At 40.1% G+C, this 19,441-nt stretch carries 18 protein-coding genes; 10 read left to right on the top strand and 8 right to left on the bottom strand.

The features are described 5' to 3' along the window. The first annotated feature begins 155 nt into the window (after positions 1 to 155). From D7322_RS26435 to D7322_RS26405, 7 genes are all read left to right on the top strand, one after another. Positions 156 to 1,004 carry a transketolase gene (locus tag D7322_RS26435; protein ID WP_121127179.1) on the top strand — a complete coding sequence of 283 codons (849 nt, stop codon included), beginning with the start codon at positions 156 to 158 and terminating at the stop codon, positions 1,002 to 1,004. A 2-nt stretch (positions 1,005 to 1,006) separates the two neighbouring features. Next, positions 1,007 to 1,960: a transketolase family protein gene (locus D7322_RS26430; protein ID WP_121127178.1), complete on the top strand. Its 954-nt coding sequence runs from the start codon at positions 1,007 to 1,009 to the stop codon at positions 1,958 to 1,960. A gap of 21 nt (positions 1,961 to 1,981) precedes the next feature. Continuing rightward, complete coding sequence (locus D7322_RS26425) at positions 1,982 to 2,527, top strand: RNA polymerase sigma factor (protein WP_104385686.1); 546 nt, start codon at positions 1,982 to 1,984, stop codon at positions 2,525 to 2,527. A 33-nt stretch (positions 2,528 to 2,560) separates the two neighbouring features. Next, positions 2,561 to 3,529 carry a hypothetical protein gene (locus D7322_RS26420; RefSeq protein ID WP_121127177.1) on the top strand — a complete coding sequence of 323 codons (969 nt, stop codon included), beginning with the start codon at positions 2,561 to 2,563 and terminating at the stop codon, positions 3,527 to 3,529. After that, positions 3,529 to 3,948 (top strand): hypothetical protein, encoded by a 420-nt coding sequence (locus D7322_RS26415; RefSeq protein ID WP_245971482.1) that lies wholly within the window; start codon positions 3,529 to 3,531, stop codon positions 3,946 to 3,948. The genes D7322_RS26420 and D7322_RS26415 overlap by 1 nt, the downstream gene beginning before the upstream one ends. 61 nt (positions 3,949 to 4,009) lie before the next feature. Continuing rightward, a complete protein-coding gene (locus D7322_RS26410) occupies positions 4,010 to 5,206 on the top strand; it encodes an aspartate aminotransferase family protein (protein ID WP_121127176.1) in 1,197 nt (398 codons plus the stop codon). 26 nt (positions 5,207 to 5,232) lie between these two features. After that, the gene (locus D7322_RS26405; RefSeq protein WP_121127175.1) at positions 5,233 to 5,994 is read left to right on the top strand and encodes an SGNH/GDSL hydrolase family protein; all 762 of its coding nucleotides are present in this window, start codon (positions 5,233 to 5,235) and stop codon (positions 5,992 to 5,994) included. 61 nt (positions 5,995 to 6,055) lie between these two features. On the opposite strand, the gene D7322_RS26400 is transcribed toward D7322_RS26405, so the two are convergent. Together D7322_RS26400 and D7322_RS26395 are read right to left on the bottom strand one after the other, a co-directional pair. After that, positions 6,056 to 7,252 carry an MFS transporter gene (locus tag D7322_RS26400; protein WP_183078858.1) on the bottom strand — a complete coding sequence of 399 codons (1,197 nt, stop codon included), beginning with the start codon at positions 7,250 to 7,252 and terminating at the stop codon, positions 6,056 to 6,058. A gap of 59 nt (positions 7,253 to 7,311) precedes the next feature. Beyond that, a complete protein-coding gene (locus tag D7322_RS26395) occupies positions 7,312 to 8,499 on the bottom strand; it encodes a class I SAM-dependent rRNA methyltransferase (RefSeq protein ID WP_121127173.1) in 1,188 nt (395 codons plus the stop codon). A gap of 104 nt (positions 8,500 to 8,603) precedes the next feature. On the opposite strand from D7322_RS26395, the gene D7322_RS26390 reads away from it, so the two are divergent. Further along, entirely contained in the window at positions 8,604 to 9,506 is a 903-nt protein-coding gene (locus D7322_RS26390; RefSeq protein WP_121127172.1) for a hypothetical protein, read from the top strand. A 15-nt stretch (positions 9,507 to 9,521) separates the two neighbouring features. On the opposite strand, the gene thrC is transcribed toward D7322_RS26390, so the two are convergent. The 3 genes from thrC to thrA form a co-directional block, all read right to left on the bottom strand. Then, positions 9,522 to 10,829 carry a threonine synthase gene (gene thrC / locus D7322_RS26385; protein ID WP_121127171.1) on the bottom strand — a complete coding sequence of 436 codons (1,308 nt, stop codon included), beginning with the start codon at positions 10,827 to 10,829 and terminating at the stop codon, positions 9,522 to 9,524. Between the two features lie 123 nt (positions 10,830 to 10,952). Next, entirely contained in the window at positions 10,953 to 11,891 is a 939-nt protein-coding gene (locus D7322_RS26380; protein ID WP_121127202.1) for a homoserine kinase, read from the bottom strand. A gap of 88 nt (positions 11,892 to 11,979) precedes the next feature. Beyond that, positions 11,980 to 14,427: a bifunctional aspartate kinase/homoserine dehydrogenase I gene (gene thrA / locus D7322_RS26375; protein ID WP_121127170.1), complete on the bottom strand. Its 2,448-nt coding sequence runs from the start codon at positions 14,425 to 14,427 to the stop codon at positions 11,980 to 11,982. 531 nt (positions 14,428 to 14,958) lie between these two features. Here thrA and D7322_RS26370 point away from each other — a divergent pair. Together D7322_RS26370 and D7322_RS26365 are read left to right on the top strand one after the other, a co-directional pair. After that, on the top strand, positions 14,959 to 15,540 hold the full coding sequence (locus D7322_RS26370) for a C40 family peptidase (protein WP_121127201.1): 582 nt from the start codon (positions 14,959 to 14,961) through the stop codon (positions 15,538 to 15,540). Between the two features lie 105 nt (positions 15,541 to 15,645). Further along, positions 15,646 to 16,158 carry a phosphoribosyltransferase family protein gene (locus D7322_RS26365; RefSeq protein WP_121127169.1) on the top strand — a complete coding sequence of 171 codons (513 nt, stop codon included), beginning with the start codon at positions 15,646 to 15,648 and terminating at the stop codon, positions 16,156 to 16,158. 8 nt (positions 16,159 to 16,166) lie between these two features. On the opposite strand, the gene D7322_RS26360 is transcribed toward D7322_RS26365, so the two are convergent. From D7322_RS26360 to D7322_RS26350, 3 genes are all read right to left on the bottom strand, one after another. Then, positions 16,167 to 17,639 carry a LysM peptidoglycan-binding domain-containing protein gene (locus tag D7322_RS26360; protein ID WP_121127168.1) on the bottom strand — a complete coding sequence of 491 codons (1,473 nt, stop codon included), beginning with the start codon at positions 17,637 to 17,639 and terminating at the stop codon, positions 16,167 to 16,169. 182 nt (positions 17,640 to 17,821) lie between these two features. Further along, a complete protein-coding gene (gene tatA / locus D7322_RS26355) occupies positions 17,822 to 18,022 on the bottom strand; it encodes a twin-arginine translocase TatA/TatE family subunit (protein ID WP_108636737.1) in 201 nt (66 codons plus the stop codon). 93 nt (positions 18,023 to 18,115) lie between these two features. Then, a complete protein-coding gene (locus tag D7322_RS26350; RefSeq protein ID WP_121127167.1) occupies positions 18,116 to 19,429 on the bottom strand; it encodes a murein hydrolase activator EnvC family protein in 1,314 nt (437 codons plus the stop codon). Positions 19,430 to 19,441: the final 12 nt, after the last annotated feature.

Raw genomic sequence — 19,441 nt, 5'->3', positions numbered from 1 at the left:
GCAAGGTACAAAAAAGTCAACATTAAAAAGTCAAAAGTTAAAATGGAGGCAGTTCACAGGCTGCAGGCTTATCAAAATAAAGAAATTCACTTTTTAACAAGCATCTAGCTTAAAAATAGTTAACTTTACGACCAATTGTGAAACCAACAAAAAAAATGAGTGCAGATATTAACAAACTAGAACAAATTGCATCACAAGTAAGACGTGATATCGTACGTATGGTACACGCTTGTCAATCAGGACACCCAGGTGGTTCATTAGGTTGTACAGATTACTTTGTGGCGCTTTATTTCAATGCAATGAAACGTAATCCTTCCTTTGATATGGACGGAAAAGGTGAAGATTTATTCTTCTTGTCAAACGGACACATTTCACCTGTATTTTACAGTACATTGGCACGTGCGGGGTATTTTGAAGTAAACGAACTGGCAACATTCAGAAAAATCAATTCTAGACTTCAAGGTCACCCAACGACACACGAAGGCCTTCCGGGCATCCGTATTGCGTCGGGATCTTTGGGTCAGGGACTATCTGTTGCTATTGGAGCTGCACAGGCAAAAAGATTGAATAAAGACAATAATCTAGTTTATGTATTAATGGGGGATGGTGAATTGCAGGAAGGCCAAGTTTGGGAAGCTGCAATGTATGCACCGCACAACAAAATTGACAACTTGATTGCTACAGTTGATTACAATAATGCACAGATCGATGGATCTACAGATCAGGTACTGTCATTAGGCGATCTTCGTGCTAAATGGGAAGCTTTTGGCTGGGATGTGATGGAAGTGACTAAAGGAAACGATATGGCTTCGGTAGTTGCTGGCTTAGAAGAAGCAAAATCACGTACTGGAAAAGGTAAACCTGTTGTTATCTTATTGCACACAGAGATGGGAAAAGGTGTTGATTTCATGATGGGTTCTCATAAATGGCACGGTGTTGCTCCAAATGACGAACAATTGGCGTCGGCATTGAATCAACTTACTGAAACTTTAGGAGATTACTAGAAATGAAAAAATATACTTACACAGAGTCAAAAGATACACGTTCAGGTTTTGGAGCTGGCTTATTGGAAGCTGGAAAACAAAACGAAAATGTGGTAGCATTATGTGCTGATTTGATCGGATCATTGAAAATGAACGATTTTATCAAAGAATTCCCAGAGCGCTTTTTCCAAATCGGTATTGCTGAGGCAAACATGATGGGTATCGCTGCTGGACTTACTATTGGTGGTAAAGTTCCTTTCACAGGTACATTTGCCAACTTCTCTACAGGTCGCGTTTATGACCAAATCCGTCAATCTATTGCATATTCAGGTAAGAATGTAAAAATTGCCGCTTCCCATGCGGGATTAACCTTAGGTGAAGATGGTGCAACACACCAAATTTTGGAAGACATTGGATTAATGAAAATGTTACCCGGAATGACTGTAATTAACCCTTGTGACTTCAATCAAACAAAAGCGGCTACTATTGCGGCAGCAAAATTTGAAGGTCCGGTTTATTTACGTTTTGGCCGTCCGGTAGTTCCTAATTTCACACCTGCGGACCAGGAATTTGTCATCGGAAAAGCAATCTTATTAAATGAAGGTACAGATGTAACCATTATCGCTACAGGCCACTTGGTATGGGAAGCCATTCAAGCAGGTGAAAAATTGGCTGAATTGGGTATCAGTGCCGAGATCATCAATATCCATACCATCAAACCGTTGGATGAGGAAGCGATCTTGAAATCTGTTGCAAAAACAAAATGTGTCGTGACTGCTGAAGAACACAACCGTCTAGGCGGATTGGGCGATAGCGTTGCACAGGTATTAGCAAAAGAATTACCTAGCCCACAAGAGTATGTAGCCGTAAATGACAGCTTTGGAGAATCCGGTACTCCAGCACAACTTATGGAGAAATATGGTTTAAACGCTGACGCTATTGTTGCTGCTGCTCAAAAGGCAATCAATAGAAAATAAGAAAACTACACAGGTCAATATATGGATGACGCTTTAATTATAGCAAAATTCGCTGAAGAAAGTACGCGAGAAGAAGCTTTCCGTTTATTGTTGAAAAAATATCAACAAAAGATTTATTGGCATGTGCGAAGAATGGTCATCGATCATGACGATGCAGATGATGTGGTGCAGGATATTTTCGTCAAAGTATGGAAGAACCTTGGAAACTTCCGTGAAGATTCACAATTGTATACCTGGCTATATCGGATCGCTACAAATGAATGTATTACATTCTTAAATAAAAAAAAGCAAAAGCAGAACGTGTCGTTGGACGACGACACGACTGCTTATTTAGCAGAAACACTTGCTGATGGCAATTACTTTAATGGCGACAAAGCGCAAATGAAATTGCAACAGGCTTTATTGACATTGCCCGAGAAACAGAAATTGGTTTTCAACATGAAATATTTTGAAGATATGAAGTATGAGGAAATTTCTGAAGTACTGGGTACAAGTGTTGGAGCATTAAAAGCTTCCTATCATTTGGCCGTAAAAAAAATAGAGTCTTTTTTTAACAACCACGATTAAACCTTTTAGCGCAAATAGGCTCTAATAGATACTATGAAGGAAAATAGCACATATCATGATGGGCTGGAGTTTAATCATCTTCCAGAATCATTGCGTAAAAATCCTTTTGCCTTGCCTGAAAATTATTTCAGTGATTTAGAATCTAAAATAATAGGGCAAGTCAAGTGGATGGAATGCAAGGATGAATCTGTATTTGAGGTTCCTGAAGGATACTTTGATTCACTCCCAGATCTCGTGCTGAGCAAAATAGCGGAGGATTCCCTCAAAAACAAGGTCGCTTTGGAGGGCTTTACTATTCCTGAACAATATGCTGGGATATTAACAGAAGATATCTTTCATCGAATTTCAGAAGAAAACTTAAAAGAAAAAATCCAATCGGATGGATTTACAGTGCCAACAGGTTATTTTCAAACGCTTGAGCAAAATATCACTACAGACATTGCGGAAGCAGAATTAAAGGATATTGTTTCAACAGAAGGCTTTGCTGTTCCTGTAAATTATTATTCAGATCTTGAAGCAAGTATTTTAGCCCGTGTTACTGAAGAAAAATTAAAAGATGCCATTCCTGCAGCAGGTTTTGATATTCCCTCTCATTATTTTGATAATCTTTCAGATAAGATTATTGGAGCTATTCAGGAAGCTGAACAAGAAAGAGATTCAACGCCTATCCGTCACTTAGGGAAACAAAAAAAATGGTATGCTAGATATACCGTAGCAGCATCGTTCACAGCTATGTTAGCCCTTGGGGGGTATTGGGGATACCAATACCAGCAACAAAATGCTTTTACTCAAGAGCAAGATAAATTAGCCGAAGAACAGTTGAGTCAACATTTATCTGAAATACCAAAGCAGGAAATTATTAATTATCTTTCTGCTTCTGCTTCAGGAGATGACATTATATATATGTCCCAATATACGGATGAAACAAATCTTCCGACAAAAGGATTTGGCACTAATATATCTAAACAAGAGATAGAAGATTATCTAAACTATACCTTATAATGATGTTCAACAAAAAATACATATGGATAACATTGTTCTTTAGTATATTTTCTATTGCCTTGGGCTTTGCACAAGACAAAAATCGTTTCCAAGCTATTGAAAATGAAAAAATAGCTTACATCACTAAAGAACTAGATTTGACTCCGAAAGAAGCACAGCAATTTTTTCCGCTCTATAATGAATATAGCCAAACATTATGGGATATCCGGAAAGAAAAATTAAATGGTGCTCCTAAAAACAGTTTTAGAGGTGGATCGAGGGATGTATTACAGTATGATGCCAAAGAGGTACAGATAAAGAAAGAGTACCGTGCAAAATTTGCCAAAGTAATAGGCAATGCCCGAGCATCGCAATTCTTTGAAGTAGAGCAGGAGTTCAGGGAACATCTCTATAAATCTTTAAAAAATAGAGGAAGGTAATCCCGAAAATAAAAAAGAAGTCTTAAAGACTTCTTTTTTATTTTCGGACATTTGTAAAATCATGTTAAGCAACAGAGAATTATTTTTAATGAACACCGCTCAGACCTCTAGCTCACCTAGATTGATTGAAGTGGTTAAAGCCGAAGGTGTTTACCTATATGGCCCCAATGGAGAAGAATATATGGATCTTGTCTCCGGATTTAATGTGAGTAATATCGGGCATCGCCACCCCAAAGTGCTCGAGGCAATAAAGGCTCAACTCGACCAATATCTGCATGTCACGGTCTATGGTGAATTTATACAAGCGCCACAAGTCCAGTTTGCAACAGAGTTATTGGCGGAATTACCTCCAAATTTTCAATCGGTATACCTGACCAACAGTGGTGCAGAAGCTGTAGAAGGGTCTATGAAAATAGCGAAGAAGTATACCGGACGAAGGCAAATTATCGCAGCCAAGAAGGCTTATCATGGTAGTACACAAGGTGCCCTTAGCCTTATCGGGAATGATGAATACCGTCAGGCTTATGCCCCACTCCTTCCGGAAATAGACTTTATTACATTTAATGATCCCGAGGATTTAGCGAATATTACAGATAAAACTGCTGCCGTCATCCTAGAAGCCATTCAAGGAGAAGCCGGTGTCAGAGTTCCTGATATAGCCTATATACAAGCTGTAAAAAAACGTTGCGATGAGACAGGCACACTGCTCATATTTGATGAAATCCAGACAGGCTTTGGCCGCACGGGCAAGTTATTTGCGTTTGAGCATTTTGGTATAGTGCCGGATATCCTCATGTTGGCGAAAGGCATTGGAGGAGGCATGCCTTTGGGTGCTTTCGTTGCCGCCAAAGAGGTGATGGACGTCATCAAAGACAACCCCATGTTGGGCCATATTACGACCTTCGGAGGCCATCCTGTAAGTTGCGCCGCGGCACGTGCATCGCTTGCTGTAATTAAATCAGAGAAGCTGGTAGAACAAGTGGCTTATAAAGCCAATTTCTTTCGGGAAAAACTCAGTCATCCGGCAATCAAAGAAATCCGTGGGCTGGGACTTATGATGTGCTTACAATTGGACAGCTTTGAGCAAGTCTATAGTGTGAGTAAGTATTGTGCTGAACAGGGAGTGATGATCGACTGGTACCTTCATTGTGAAACGGCACTTCGTGTAGCCCCACCGTTAACCATTACCGAAGCTGAAATAGAAAAAGCCTGTAACATCATTGTAAAAGGTTTGGAAAAATATGCTAAAAGTATGTAACTTTAAAGCATAACAAAAACCTAATAATGAGCACAAACCGCAGATCATTTATCAAAAAAAGCATAATTGGTGCCGGTCTTTTGACCGGTGCTAATTTATTGGGCAACGAAGCTTACGCCTATGGAGAAAGCTTCAAATCTTCAAAAATAAGTTTGAATGATGGAGACGTCATCCTATTTCAGGGTGACTCCATTACGGATGTGGGCCGCGATAGGGATAACAGAAAAGCCAATGACACCAACGCCTTGGGTCGCGGTTATGCTTTATTGGCCGCAAGCGAACTATTGAATAAATATGCCGCAAAGAATCTAAAAATTTACAATACCGGAATCAGTGGCAATCGTGTTCCCGACCTTCAAAAACGCTGGGCTGAGGATACTTTAGCAATCAAACCAACCGTATTAAGTATCTTAATCGGTGTAAATGATTTCTGGCGAACCATAGACCGCGGAGCCAAAACAACTGTTGAAGAATATAAATCCCAATACCAACAATTGTTGCAGGAAACCTTGCAGAAACTTCCGAATGTCAAACTGATTATTGGAGAACCTTTTGCCGTAAAAGGGGTTGGCCATATCACAGATGCCTGGTATCCTAAATTTCTAGCCTATCAGGAGAGTGCACGTGAAATCGCAAAAGAATTCAATGCGATACTCCTTCCCTATCAGAAAATCTTTGATAACGCACAAAAGACAGCTCCAGGTGCCTATTGGGCAGCGGATGGTGTACACCCTACGCTAGCGGGAGCACAAATGATGGCCGCAGCATGGATGGATTGCATCAAATAAAAAAACGAGAGGGTGGATATTTTGACAATATCCGCCCTCCCATTTATTAATAAATCGCATGCTAAATCTCTTTATAAGGCGTCTTTTGTAAATCCGGAAGAAAATAAGCAACGATGCCTATCAAGGGTAAATATGAACACAGGTGATAAATAAACCCGATGGAGGTATGATCCGCCTGCCAACCGAGAACGGCAGATCCTATCCCGCCCATGCCGAATGCAAAACCATAAAATAGCCCTGAAACCATTCCTAGCTTTTTAGGCAATAATTCCTGCGCATAGACAATAATGGCCGGAAAGGCTGAAGATAATATCAATCCGATAATGACAATCAGTATTCCAGTCATCGTGAGACCAACATAGGGTAAAGCCAATGCAAAGGGGGCCACGCCTAAAACCGAGAACCAAATCACATACTTCCGTCCAAAACGATCCCCGAACGCTCCACCCAGCAACGTACCAACCGCAACAGCTATCAGAAAATAAAACAGATATACCTGTGCTTCAACTTCATTAATCCCAAATTTTTTCATGGTGTAAAACTGGAAATAGTTTGTAATACTGGCGATGTAGAAATACTTTGACACGATTAATAACAATAGAATAAAAACGGTAGTAACAATACGTGAATTGGGTAGATCCGGTACACGAATAATTCTTTTTGTCGTTCTGGAAACATTTGCAAGCCTACGTTTATACCAAGTACCAATATAGTAGGAGATAAACTGACCAACAATTGTAAATAAACACATCCAGGCAATGGCCTGCTGACCGCGAGGTAATACCAGAAAAGCAACGATAATAGGTGCCAAAGCTGTACCTGCATTTCCGCCTATCTGAAATATAGATTGCGCCATACTCCTTCTACCGCCCGAAGCCATATAGGCTACGCGCGAAGATTCAGGATGGAAGATCGAGGAACCGATACCTACCAGGAAAACGGAAAACAAGATCCATGCATAAGTATGCGCTTGGGAAAACAGCAACATGCCCACAAGGGAAAAGGACATACCGATAATCTGTGAGTATGGCACCGGACGCTTATCAGTAAAAGAGCCTACAACAGGTTGAAAAATTGACGCAGCAATCTGATACACCAGTGTAATCATCCCTACCTGTGAAAAACTCAGGTGGTGCTCTTCTTTTAATAAAGGGTAGGTAGCAGGAATTACAGCCTGAATAAGGTCATTCAGCAGGTGCACCATGCTCACGGCAAACAAAATAGAAAAAATAGGTCTGGTTTCTTTTTCTTTGATCATGATTTCGCTTAAATTAAAAAGGTCGATTTATCAAATCAACCCTGTATATCTGCATTTATCTATATTATGCGTACCAACAATCCTTTGAGGTATTCACCTTCAGGAAAGGAAGCCCGTACAGGATGGTCCTCAGGCTGATGGAATTGTCGAATAAATTGTATTTCTTTGCCTGCATCCAAGGCTGCCCAGGCAAGCACCTGCTTAAATGTATCCATATCCATTGCGCCGGAACAAGAGAAAGTGGCTAATAATCCACCGCTATTCAACAGCATTAAACCCCGACGGTTTAAATCTTTATAAGCACGTGAGGCACGCTCCAAAGCCGATCGCGAAGGCGCATATTTAGGTGGATCCAGAACGATCAAATCAAATTTTTCCCCTTCATCTATAAATTTGCGCAATTGCTTATTGACGTCTGACAATATTGCTTTATGCCGGTTTGGCTCAAATCCGTTTTCGACGACATTTTTTTCCAGCGTTTCAATGGCCAATGATGAACTATCCACCGACACGACTTGACTTGCTCCAGCTTTTAAGCTGTTCAACGTGAACCCACCAGAATAGCAGAAACAATCCAATACACGTTTATCAGCAACATATTGTGCGGTCAACAATCTATTTTCCCGCTGGTCACAGTAAAATCCTGACTTTTGACCGTCAATAATATTTACTTTATAATGAAGACCATTTTCGATGACGTCTACAAATTCAGGCGGCATCGCCCCCGACAAAAGACCATTGGTATCAGGTAAGCCCTCATGTTCACGAGATTTCAGATCACTGCGTTCATAGATTCCAGTAGGATTTAACAGCGTATTTAGCTCCGAAATAACGATATCTTTAACTTTTTCTACTCCCACAGAATGAATCTGAATAGAAATAAAATCAGCATATTTATCCACGATTAATCCAGGAAGAAAGTCTGCCTCGGCAAAAATCAAACGAACGGTATTGGTAATGCCTTCCTGCAGCAAATGTTGTCTAGCTATCACCGCCTTTTGAATACGGCTGCGCCACCAATCCGCATCAATCTGAGCTTGTGGATTCCATTCCAATAAACGAATCGCTACCCGGGAGCTATTGTGAAACAATCCGTATGCAATAAACTCACGCTCCGCATTGTATACACCAACAACTTCGCCATCTTCTATCTTATCGGACAATGATTTAATTGCTCCCGAAAATACCCAAGGATGCAATTGCCAAGCAGCCTTATCTTTACCCTTATTCAAATAAACTGATTTCATTACTGCAAAATTAACTTATTAATTGTAAAACTTAGATTCTTTAGTGTAATAAAAAAGTATTCTGAAAGAAATATTCTTGTATATTTACAAAATGAATTTAAAACATGTTTTTTTTAACTACAGCAATTATCGCTATTATATTTTATTGCAAAAAATCTGATCCTGAACCCACAATTAAAAATGAGGAAGATCTTGAGGTTGTCAATTCGACTTCATTTGAGAAAATAGAAATGAAAGTCAGTCAAGAAATTAAAGCTGAACCATATTTTATGGTCGGCTATGGTTATGATGCAAAAGAGAACCTACTTTTTGTCAATAAAGGCCTGCGTGCAAAAATCCTCGACACAAAAAAACTAAGTCAATCTACCGAAATTTATAGACAATTTGGGTCAACCGGTGGTGGGAAAGTCAGAGAAAATATGTCAAAAGATCAATTATTACGCGAGCTGGAACTGTATTTCGGCTTCACCGCAGAGAAATTCGGTACGACCGAAACAGAAATACTCACAAACATTCCAGAATCGAGCGAGGATATTCAGCTTTCACATTATTATGCTGAAAATTTTTCCTATGGAACTTATGAGTTTAGCGCTAAAAAACCAGTATTTCAGCTTCAAGAATTTATCAACTTTGTCAATAACAATACTCCGACCGATATCGTAAAAAAATATGGGACACACATTATAATTAGCTGTTCCAAAGGAGCATCAGCAAAATTGATCAAATACCTGCAGAAAAAGACCATACTCGAGAATAAAGTTGCAAAAGATTGGAAAATTTCAGCATTTGTCCTAGGTGGAGATCTTCGAGTATTCGATTTTCATCCAACCAAGAATACCATTGATGTCAGTGCATGGTTAAATACGTTAACAGAAGAAAATGGTGATTTTATTAGCTTTGGAAGATACGAGCCGGTTCTACTCTATGAGCTTATTTCCGATAAAAGCAAAAAGCTCGAATTAAAGAATTACATAGACAACTATCTTGGCATAAAAAAGGGCTCCTAATGGAGCCCTCCAAGTTTAGTTATGGTTGATTAGATATCTTTTGAACGCTTCGAAGTTGACCGCCAAAGGTTCCGCTAATTTTTCTTTTCCCTGCAACGCTTCTGCACCGTTCGGCAATACAATTTTTGCGAACACATCTGTATCTATCGCATCCGGAAATTTACAAGGATGTGCAGTCGATAAGAATACCGAAGCATAATTTCCGGGAAATTCGCTCGCGTAAGCCTTCGCACCCAACCAAGCAATAGCCGTATGAGGGCAGGCAATATAATTTGTTTCTTGAACGAGCTTTTCCATCCCAGCTTTTGTTTCTTCGTCAGTAAAGGTATAAGAAGAGAGCATAGCTTTTAACTCTGCCAGATTACCTGCAAAAAGATCCTGAATCCGCACCCAATTGCTTGGGTTTCCAACATCCATGGCGTTACTCAACGTCTGGACAGAAGGTTTGGGTTCGTATTGTCCTGAAGAAAGGAATCGTGGCACTGTATCGTTGACATTTGTCGCTGCCACAAAATGTTTGACAGGAAGCCCCATTTTGTAAGCTAACAAACCTGCGCCAATATTTCCAAAATTACCACTTGGCACGGTAAATACGACTTCATTGATACCTTGGGATTTCAGTTGGGCATAAGCATAAAAATAGTAAAAGGTTTGCGGGATCAATCGGGCAATATTGATTGAATTGGCAGATGTCAGTCGCAATGTTTGATTGAGCTCTTCATCATTAAACGCCAGTTTCACGAGCGCCTGACAGTCATCAAATGTACCATCGACCTCAAGGGCGCGTATATTTTGCCCGTTTGTTGTCAACTGTAGCTCTTGTACCTCGGAAACTTTGCCCTTGGGATATAATATGGTCACACGAGTCCCCTCTACTCCCAAGAAACCTAATGCCACAGCTCCTCCAGTATCGCCTGAAGTTGCGACGAGTACATCCAACAATTTATCATCAGCTTGAGAAAAGTATCCCATAATACGGCTCATAAATCGAGCTCCAAAATCCTTAAAAGCATAAGAAGGTCCATGAAATAGCTCCAGTACAGCCGTACTATCGGTCAGGAATTTTACGGGTGCTTCAAAATTAATCGCTTCATCGATGATTTTCTTTAAATCCGATTTGGGAATATCATTGCCCAAAAGTGTTGAAGCGACTTCCAACGCAATTTCCTGTAGAGAGTATTGTTGTATATTTTTGATAAACAAGGGATCCAATTGCGGAATCTGTTCGGGCATATATAGACCTTTATCTACTGGCAGCGAATTAAATACGGCATCTTTGAAAGAGACAGCCAATGCTTTATTATTTGTACTGTAAAACTTCATCTTTTTATATTTACTTTAATATACATCTATACTGAATATGATCTCCCCATATTATACAGTCGTCATAGATCAGTCAGACGCCATTTCCATGTACTATTTTTATAAACACGGTATGGCAAAATTTTAATTTAATACTCTCGGTCCTTCTATATTTACTTTTGAGACGTAGCCAAAGCTCTCAATTTCATTTTCCTTGAGATGAGCCTGGATGCTGTCTGCAATCTTTTGGGCGATCTGCTCATCCCGTGTCATTGCAACGACCGAAGGGCCTGAACCTGATATACCAAAGCTCAGAGCTCCATGCTTTAGGGCGATTTCCTTCATTTCATAAAACTGCGGAATCAATATCGCACGCGTAGGCTCTATAAGAATATCCTTCATGCTCCGGGAAATCAGATCATAATCTTCTTTAAATAAAGCCGCTACCAATCCGGCAATATTGCCCCATTGCGTCACAGCATCTTTTAGCAAGACTTTATCTTTGATTAATTGTCGTGCATCACGTGTAGGGACATCGACCTGTGGAAACACCACTGCTGCCACTAATTCCTTCGGTGAAGGAATAGAAACAACATCCAAAGGCTCATTGCCCCTGATTAACGTTATACCACCATAAAGTGCCGGCGCAACATTATCGGCATGACCTGTACCACAGGCTAACCGCTCCCCCTCGACACAGAACGGTAACAATTCTTCTTTCGTTAATGGGTTGCCAAGCATAACATTGATCGCAAAAAGTCCTGCCACCGTACTCGCCGCACTGGAGCCCAAACCCGATCCGATTGGCATGTGCTTGTGCAATTCAATTTCGACACCGACTTTCGACGCAATATTTAACGCTTGCAACAGATACTGAACACAAGCAGACACGGTGTTTTTACTTGGCTCGAGCGGGAGCCTACCATCATCTCCTGTGATCTCTTTTATGGTGACTCCGGGTTGCTGCTTTCGCCGCATGATAACTTCATCTCCAGGTTGCTCCACAGCAAAACCCAGTATATCAAAACCACAGATCATATTCGCAACAGTTGCAGGAGCAAATACCCGAACTTCCGGCAGCATCTTGTCCAAATCGATGACTTTACCTTTTAGATATTCTACATTTAAATTATTAGCCATTACTTCAATCGTTATTTACTTCAAAATAGTCTTATGCTCCAACGTTAACCAAATCCGCGAACACACCCGCCGCAGTCACTTCGGCACCGGCACCGGGCCCCTTGACAACCAAAGGGCGTTCTTTGTATCTTTCTGTGGTAAAAGAAATAATGTTATCACTACCCGATAGCGCGTAAAAAGGATGGTTTTCATCTACAAATTGGATCGCGATAGAAACTTTTCCATTTTCAAGCTTTCCGATATAACGTATTACCTTCTTCTCAAGGGCAGCTCTTGCTTTCATATCTTCAAAATAAGCATTCTCATTCTGTAATTCCGCATAGAAGGCATCCACGGTATCGGCTTTCAGACAGGCTTCCGGAAGAATCGGTCCCAGATCTACATCTTCCGCTTCAACGGCGTAGCCAGCGTCTCTTGCCAAAATCAACATTTTACGCATAAAGTCTATTCCCCCCAAATCATCCCTTGGATCCGGTTCGGTATAACCCAACTCTTGCGCTTGCTTTACAACATTGAAAAAGGTAGCATCGTCTTTAAAATTGTTGAAGATGTAAGATATCGTACCGGAAAGAATGGCCTCAATCTTTAAGATACGATCGCCACTCAACATCAAGTCTTTAAGAACCCTTACGATAGGTAGCCCGGCACCGACATTCGTCTCATAGAAAAAGTCAACCCCATGTCTATGGGCAGTATCGCGAAGCGTCTTGTATTGTGCATACTTTCCAGAATTCGCGATTTTATTACAGGTTACGATGGAGATATTGGATTTAAAGATATCTTCATAATACGTGGCCGGCAACTTGCTTGCTGTATTATCAATAAACACACAGTTTGGTAAGTTTAAGGCTTTCATTTTTTCAATAAATAAAGCCAGATCAGCCTCGGAACCATTTTTTTCGAGCTCAGCCGACCAATTATTTAGTTCTACACCTTCGGTATTAAACAACATCTTACGGCTGTTGGAAATTCCAACCACTTTGATCTCGATATCGTTCTTATCCAGCAGAAAATCATGTTGATCCTCCAATTGTTTAAATAACGTTGCCCCGATATTACCTGTACCGATATTAAACACGTGCAATGTTTTTTTCAATTCCGCGAAAAAAGCATCGTGAACAGCATTGAGCGCTTTGGCCAAATCTTCTTTACCGATGATGACGGAAATATTATATTCCGATGACCCTTGTGCTATAGCTCTTACGTTGATACCATTTCGTCCAAGAGCAGCAAATAACCTTCCGGACATCCCCGGAGTCCGTTTCATATTTTCGCCAACAATGGCCAATACAGAAAGATTATCCTCTATAGCAGGAATGACCAGCTTATTTGCTTGGATTTCCAGTTCGAATTCAATTTCAATCAACTGTATCGCTCGCTTCGCATCCGAGGGATTAACCGCAAAGGTGATGCTATGCTCCGAAGAAGACTGCGTGATCAATACAACATTAATCTGCTCCCTTGCCAACAGCGTAAAAAGTCGCCCGCTAAACCCAGACTTGCCAATCATTCCTGATCCACTTAAATTGATGACAGAAATATCCGAGATAGAAGAAATCCCCTTGATCGGCAACGCAGTTTTTCCGCTGTCAAATTGGATTACCGTACCCGAGAAATCAGGCTCAAAAGTATTGCGGATGACAATCGGAATTTTCTTCAAAAATGCGGGTATCATGGTTGGTGGGTAGATTACCTTAGCACCAAAATAAGAAAGCTCCATTGCTTCAGTATAGGAAAGCACCGGGAGTGAAAAGGCTTTTTTCACGATCCGGGGATCTGCAGTCAACATGCCGTTAACGTCAGTCCAGATTTCAATAGCTGTCGCATCTAGAATCGATCCAAAAATGGCAGCAGTATAGTCCGATCCACCTCTTCCCAAGGTAGTGATGCGACCATTCTCATTGCTACCGATAAAACCGGTTACAAAAAGCAATTTATCACTGTGTGTGATATACATTGATTTCACGAGCTGCTCCGTCAGGGTTTCATTTAAATGAGCGTTGCCAAAGTCCGAATCGGTCTTTACATAATGCGAGGCATCAATAAATAGAGACTCCGGTATATACTGTTCCATTACTTTAGAAACCATATAATTCGAGCATCGCTCACCATAACTCAGAATTAGATCCTTACTTTGATTACTGAGCTCCTTCAGTGCAAAAATTCCCTGGAGCAGATCCTCGACCTCATTGAAAAATAACTTAAGTTTGGTGAAAACCGGATTTTGGAACTTGACTGCGAGGAGCTCTTTCACTACTGCAAAATGTTTATCCTCCAAAGATTTAAGCCCATCAGAAAAGGACTTTCCTTCTGCAGCTTCCTCTGCCAACTGGGTTAGTAAATTTGTTACTCCTGACATCGCAGATAATACCACCAGTGGCTTTTCCTTAGCATCATAGGATTTCTTAACAATGCTTAAGACTGCTTTGAGACTTTCTACTGTTCCGACTGAAGTTCCTCCGAATTTTAAAACTTTCATACTGATTTATACCGTTTGTTTAGTTTGATTTATGTGATAAAAAAGAAGCGCTTTCCTTTTTGAGGAAAGCGCTTCGAAATATTGTGTCTACAATTATATACAATGAAACTACTTCCTCCTAAGTTTTATCCCGGTGGTAATAATAATCGTTGTAATAATTGTGTTTGTGCTCATTGTTATTGCTTATGTGCAGTAAATATAGAACAAATATTATCACATTCCTAAAGAAAATTAATATTTTTTTTCAGATTCACAAAAACAAGCCTTAAAGAATGATATTCTACCATAAGCCGATTGGTTGATCGGAACTGATACCGCTATATGGCTGTAGTAAAAGTTCGACAGACCGATTAAATTTCAATATGTCCAAAAAGCGTTAAGAAAGATGTTAAAATTGTTAAAATTTCGTTAAATCGCCTAAAAAAAATTTGACCCTGAACTGATATTGTATTATATTCGCAACAGTGCTGTCCAAAATAGATGACAGTATTGAATATTAAAAAGTTAAATGTTGTACAAAAAAGCGATTTAATGAAAACAAAGAAATTTATAGCGTCAATGCTATTTATCGGCTTATGTCTAGTGTCGCAGGCACAAACCAACAGAAACTCCAAACCAGAATCAGATCCTGATAACCTCGCCAAAGAATACTTCTCACAAATCATGGGAGTTGCAGTCTCAGCAACTACAAATACAAAACTTTATCAATTTGTTTACGAATGGCTAGGTACGCCATATCGGTTGGGCGGAGACTCAAAAAGAGGTATTGATTGTTCTAAATTTTCTTACGAATTATACGACAAGGTGTTTAACACCTCTTTAGGCTACAACAGCCGTAATCAGTATTCGCAAGTAAAGACAGTAGAGAAAAATGAATTGAAAGCAGGTGATTTGGTATTTTTCAAAATCAGAAGCAGAAGCATCACTCATGTGGGGGTATATATTGGTGATAACAAATTTGCTCACGCTTCGTCCAGCAAAGGCGTAATGATCAGCAACTTAAACGAACCTTATTGGAGACGCTATTATTATAATGGTGGCCGTTTGCCAGAAGACAACAAATCGCTCACTGCCGAAATATTAAAAGCAGAAAAAGATAATAAACTGAATTAAGGATTCCGTTATCGAGATACAAAAGTCCAAAGCTTTAAACGGCTTTGGACTTTTTTTATACAATTTAATATCCTATTTTTACCCTATAATCATCGAAATACTATTATGTCTTCAAAGAAAACGCTCATCTTAAATAAAGAACAAATAAAACAGAAGTCTATCCGTATTGCCTATCAGATTTTAGAAGACAATTTTGAAGACGAAACACTTGTTTTGGTTGGAATTGCCGATCGGGGTTATGTATTTGCACAACGCCTTCAGGCGATATTAAAGGAGATCTCAGACAAGGAAATTCTTTTGATTAAAGTGACCATGAAGAAAACAAGCCGGTCATTGAGTGCGAGCACGGATTTACCTGTTGACATGGCAAAAGACAAAACGATTATCCTAGTGGATGATGTATTAAATAGTGGCAGAGCGCTGGCTTACGGTTTGGGTGTATTCCTGAATGTTCCATTGAAGAAAATGAGAACTGCCGTACTGATCGATAGGAGTCACCACAAGTTCCCGATCTTCAGTGACTACTATGGCACCAAATTGTCCACGATCCTAAAAGAACATGTTACGGTTACCCTAGAAGAATTTGATAACGAAGAAGATGCAGCATGGTTGGTATAACCATGTTGCTATTTCTTTGACACTTTCAGTTTCATTCCCGGCTTAATCCGGCTTCCGTTCAGATCATTATCGCTTTTTAATCGGCTAACAGATACGCCATTTTTATTGGCTATCTGAGATAAGGTATCCCCCTTTCTAACCACATAGTATGCTGTACGTGTAGAAGCACGTTGTTGGCTCTTCTTGACCGATTTCTCAGCATTGTGTGCTAGTCTTGTATTGATATAATTATCTTCTTTCTTGATCGTTAGATTTTGTCCCGGTACGATTTGATTTCCGCGTAGGTTATTCCACGATTTTATATCCTGAACAGTAACTTCAAACTTTTCAGCGATGGAAGCGAATGTTTCCCCTACTTTAACCTTGTATTTACCGCCTTTTAAAAGCTCGGCAGGTTCATTGGCGCCAGCACTGCTCGCCGTTGATACCGCAGCAGGAATAGGTGTAGTAAGCGCAGCGTAAAGTTCTTCGGCCGCTATTTTCTTATCCAATACAGGCAATACCAATCTTAGAGGTGTTTCTTCCGTACCATTTAAAATATTCTTTTTAAAGCTCGGATTTAGCGCACGAAGTGTTTCTTTGGATACATTCATCACTTCCGCAATCTGGTTTAAAGAGATCCGTTTATTGACCTCCAATGCTTGAGTTCGTAGAGAAAGCTCAGTATCAGCAGCATTTATGTTGTTTTCCTCCGCATATTTCATCGCATAAGTCATGGCTATGAATTTGGGAATGTAATTTTGGGTTTGTTGGGTAAGATAGGGGGCAATATCCCAAAAGGTAGGCTTTTCCTTACCCGATCGTTGAATTGCCCTGCCCACAGCACCTTTTCCGCCATTGTAGGATGCAATTGCCAAAAGCCAGTCACCATATTGGTCATACGCCTCTTTCAATATCTTCGCGATCGCGTAACTAGAAGCAATGGGATCCATGCGTTGGTCGGTATAACTATCAACAGTCAAGTTATAAGTCTTTGCTTCATAATACATCAGCTGCCACAGCCCCGTAGCACCGGCGCTCGAAATATCCCTGGGGTTCAATGACGATTCGACCACACTGAGGTATTTCAGCTCCCTAGGCACTCCAACTTCGTCCAGAATACGATCAAACATTGGAAAGTAATACTGACCAAGCCCCATCATTCTACACATATATGGATTGTAATTATCAGAGGTGTATTTGGAGATCAGATCTTTTACCCGTGGTGAGTAATCTAAAGGTATTTCCCGCTCTATTGCTTTGAGTTTGCGAACAAGTTGTATTTCTTCGTCAGTAATAGTAACATCATCATTTCGGTTATTCCCTGAAGATTTAACACTGTCTAAGTATTGATAAATCTCCTGTTTTTCTTTTTCAATCCTTTCTTGGATGATTTGATGCGTGGCTTCTCTCATGCCTTCTACAGCGCTTTCTTGAGCCATGAGCGGCAGCATATAGCACACCCCTCCTAGTATTGAAATTAACGTCTGTTTTCCGATCATAAATTTACTGTTAAATCCAGGTTCGATTTTTTCTCTTAAAAATCAACAATAATCTAAACGTTTAGAAATGGATTTTAGTATAAAAATGGTTCTGACCTATTCAGCTATAGGTCCAGAATAAAACAAAATACGATTTTGCTCAACACAAAATCGTATCTATATTACTAGGGCGGTGATCTCCCTTATTTGGTATTATCTTCTACTTCGGATTTTTTTTCAGGGGAAGACTCATCTTTTTGGCCTTCTTTGAATTCCTTCACGCCCTTACCCAATCCGCGCATCAATTCAGGAATCTTCTTGCCACCAAATAATAGTAACAATATTACTACAATGATAATTAACTCCTGCCCCCCGATTCCCATGATTAATAATGATGTTGACATAACTATAATTTCTTGTTTTTCAATTCTTTTAAACTAAATCTTTTCTCTCTCCTTACAAATGTAATGATAATTATTAAATATAGTAATTATTTCTTATCTCGCCAACCAGGACATCGGGTTCAGTGGGGTTGATCCCTGATAAACAGAAAAGTCTACCATTGGTACGCCCGTATCTGAATCCACATCCGCCGTACCTATTGTTTGACCTGTACTTACCTTTTGCCCTTTAGACACACTTACACTACCCAAATTATTATATACTGTAAAGTACTCACCGTGTTTGATCATCACAATACGCTGTCCATACATCGTCAACACACTACTTACCTCACCTGCAAAAACAGCTTTGACAGCAGCACCAGTGGACGTTTGAATTTTCACTGATTCGTGATCCCAGTTTACATTTCTACCAACACTTTCTCCACCAAAGCCCTGCATGACCTTCGCATTGGAAACTGGCCAAGGCAAGCTGCCACGGTTAGATCTAAAATCATTGGAAAGCCTGATCGCTTCTGGTGTGCTACGCAAGACCTCAGAATCTGATTTACGCGCGGTATTGCCACTCTTCGTATTCGTATTGTTTTTACCTTTCGACGCATTTGCCGACTCATTGGCTTTCCGATTACGCGCGGCAGCAGCCTCAGCAGCACGGCGGGCAGCTTCTGCACGCCTTCTTTCAGCTTCAATTTCCCGTCTTATGATTTCTTTGATCGCTGCATTGATACGACGCTCCTCTTTTTGCTTTTGTGTAATATCTTTCTTCACGCCACGTTCCGTAACAATAAGCTCGCTCAGTTGCCCAGAGTAAACAGAGCGCTGTTGAGCGATGGTTCGCTTCTCATTTTCTTGCTCCTTCATAAGTGCGACCTGCTTATTTCGATCGGCCTTCAACTGCGCAATTTTTTGCTCAATCTGTTTCTTTGTATTCTCAATATCAGCGGCTTTCAATTTTCGGGAATCATTAAATTGCTGCAAATATTTAACACGTCTAAATCCTTGGTTAAAATCTTTGGAAGCAAAAATAAACATCAACTTATTGTAGGCATTACGGTTACGAAAAGCAAACATGACCATTTTTTCATAATCACGTTTCATTTTTTCCAGTTCAGCCTTCAATTTGTTAACTGCAGCTGTATTGGCATTGATGTGTTTATTGATTACTGCTACCTCAGAAGTAATAGTATTTATCTTTTGTTCACGTAAGTTGATTTGCTTACTCAATGCTGTCACCTGCTGTTGTGTCAACGATTTTTCCTTGGCAATTTCTTTAACAGTTTTCTGCAATTCAGCAATTTCGCGATTGAGTTTCTCCCGTTGCTTTTCCAGCTCAGCCCTTGTCTGTGCCGCCGAAATACCAATCATCAAAATGAATGCTACTATACCAAATATCGTCTTCTTAAAGTTCATTTACAGTACTAT

The sequence above is a fragment of the Sphingobacterium puteale genome, from assembly GCF_003627955.1.
GTDB lineage: Bacteria > Bacteroidota > Bacteroidia > Sphingobacteriales > Sphingobacteriaceae > Sphingobacterium > Sphingobacterium puteale.
This window is presented reverse-complemented; position numbering and strand designations above follow the sequence as displayed.

Bases quoted from the DNA above. Each gene is read 5' to 3' on its own strand.
- D7322_RS26435 (WP_121127179.1), top strand. From the start codon at position 156: ATGAGTGCAGATATTAACAAACTAGAACAAATTGCATCACAAGTAAGA.
- D7322_RS26430 (WP_121127178.1), top strand. From the start codon at position 1,007: ATGAAAAAATATACTTACACAGAGTCAAAAGATACACGTTCAGGTTTT.
- D7322_RS26425 (WP_104385686.1), top strand. From the start codon at position 1,982: ATGGATGACGCTTTAATTATAGCAAAATTCGCTGAAGAAAGTACGCGA.
- D7322_RS26420 (WP_121127177.1), top strand. From the start codon at position 2,561: ATGAAGGAAAATAGCACATATCATGATGGGCTGGAGTTTAATCATCTT.
- D7322_RS26415 (WP_245971482.1), top strand. From the start codon at position 3,529: ATGATGTTCAACAAAAAATACATATGGATAACATTGTTCTTTAGTATA.
- D7322_RS26410 (WP_121127176.1), top strand. From the start codon at position 4,010: ATGTTAAGCAACAGAGAATTATTTTTAATGAACACCGCTCAGACCTCT.
- D7322_RS26405 (WP_121127175.1), top strand. From the start codon at position 5,233: ATGAGCACAAACCGCAGATCATTTATCAAAAAAAGCATAATTGGTGCC.
- D7322_RS26400 (WP_183078858.1), bottom strand. From the start codon at position 7,252: ATGATCAAAGAAAAAGAAACCAGACCTATTTTTTCTATTTTGTTTGCC.
- D7322_RS26395 (WP_121127173.1), bottom strand. From the start codon at position 8,499: ATGAAATCAGTTTATTTGAATAAGGGTAAAGATAAGGCTGCTTGGCAA.
- D7322_RS26390 (WP_121127172.1), top strand. From the start codon at position 8,604: ATGTTTTTTTTAACTACAGCAATTATCGCTATTATATTTTATTGCAAA.
- thrC (WP_121127171.1), bottom strand. From the start codon at position 10,829: ATGAAGTTTTACAGTACAAATAATAAAGCATTGGCTGTCTCTTTCAAA.
- D7322_RS26380 (WP_121127202.1), bottom strand. From the start codon at position 11,891: ATGCTGCCGGAAGTTCGGGTATTTGCTCCTGCAACTGTTGCGAATATG.
- thrA (WP_121127170.1), bottom strand. From the start codon at position 14,427: ATGAAAGTTTTAAAATTCGGAGGAACTTCAGTCGGAACAGTAGAAAGT.
- D7322_RS26370 (WP_121127201.1), top strand. From the start codon at position 14,959: ATGAAAACAAAGAAATTTATAGCGTCAATGCTATTTATCGGCTTATGT.
- D7322_RS26365 (WP_121127169.1), top strand. From the start codon at position 15,646: ATGTCTTCAAAGAAAACGCTCATCTTAAATAAAGAACAAATAAAACAG.
- D7322_RS26360 (WP_121127168.1), bottom strand. From the start codon at position 17,639: ATGATCGGAAAACAGACGTTAATTTCAATACTAGGAGGGGTGTGCTAT.
- tatA (WP_108636737.1), bottom strand. From the start codon at position 18,022: ATGTCAACATCATTATTAATCATGGGAATCGGGGGGCAGGAGTTAATT.
- D7322_RS26350 (WP_121127167.1), bottom strand. From the start codon at position 19,429: ATGAACTTTAAGAAGACGATATTTGGTATAGTAGCATTCATTTTGATG.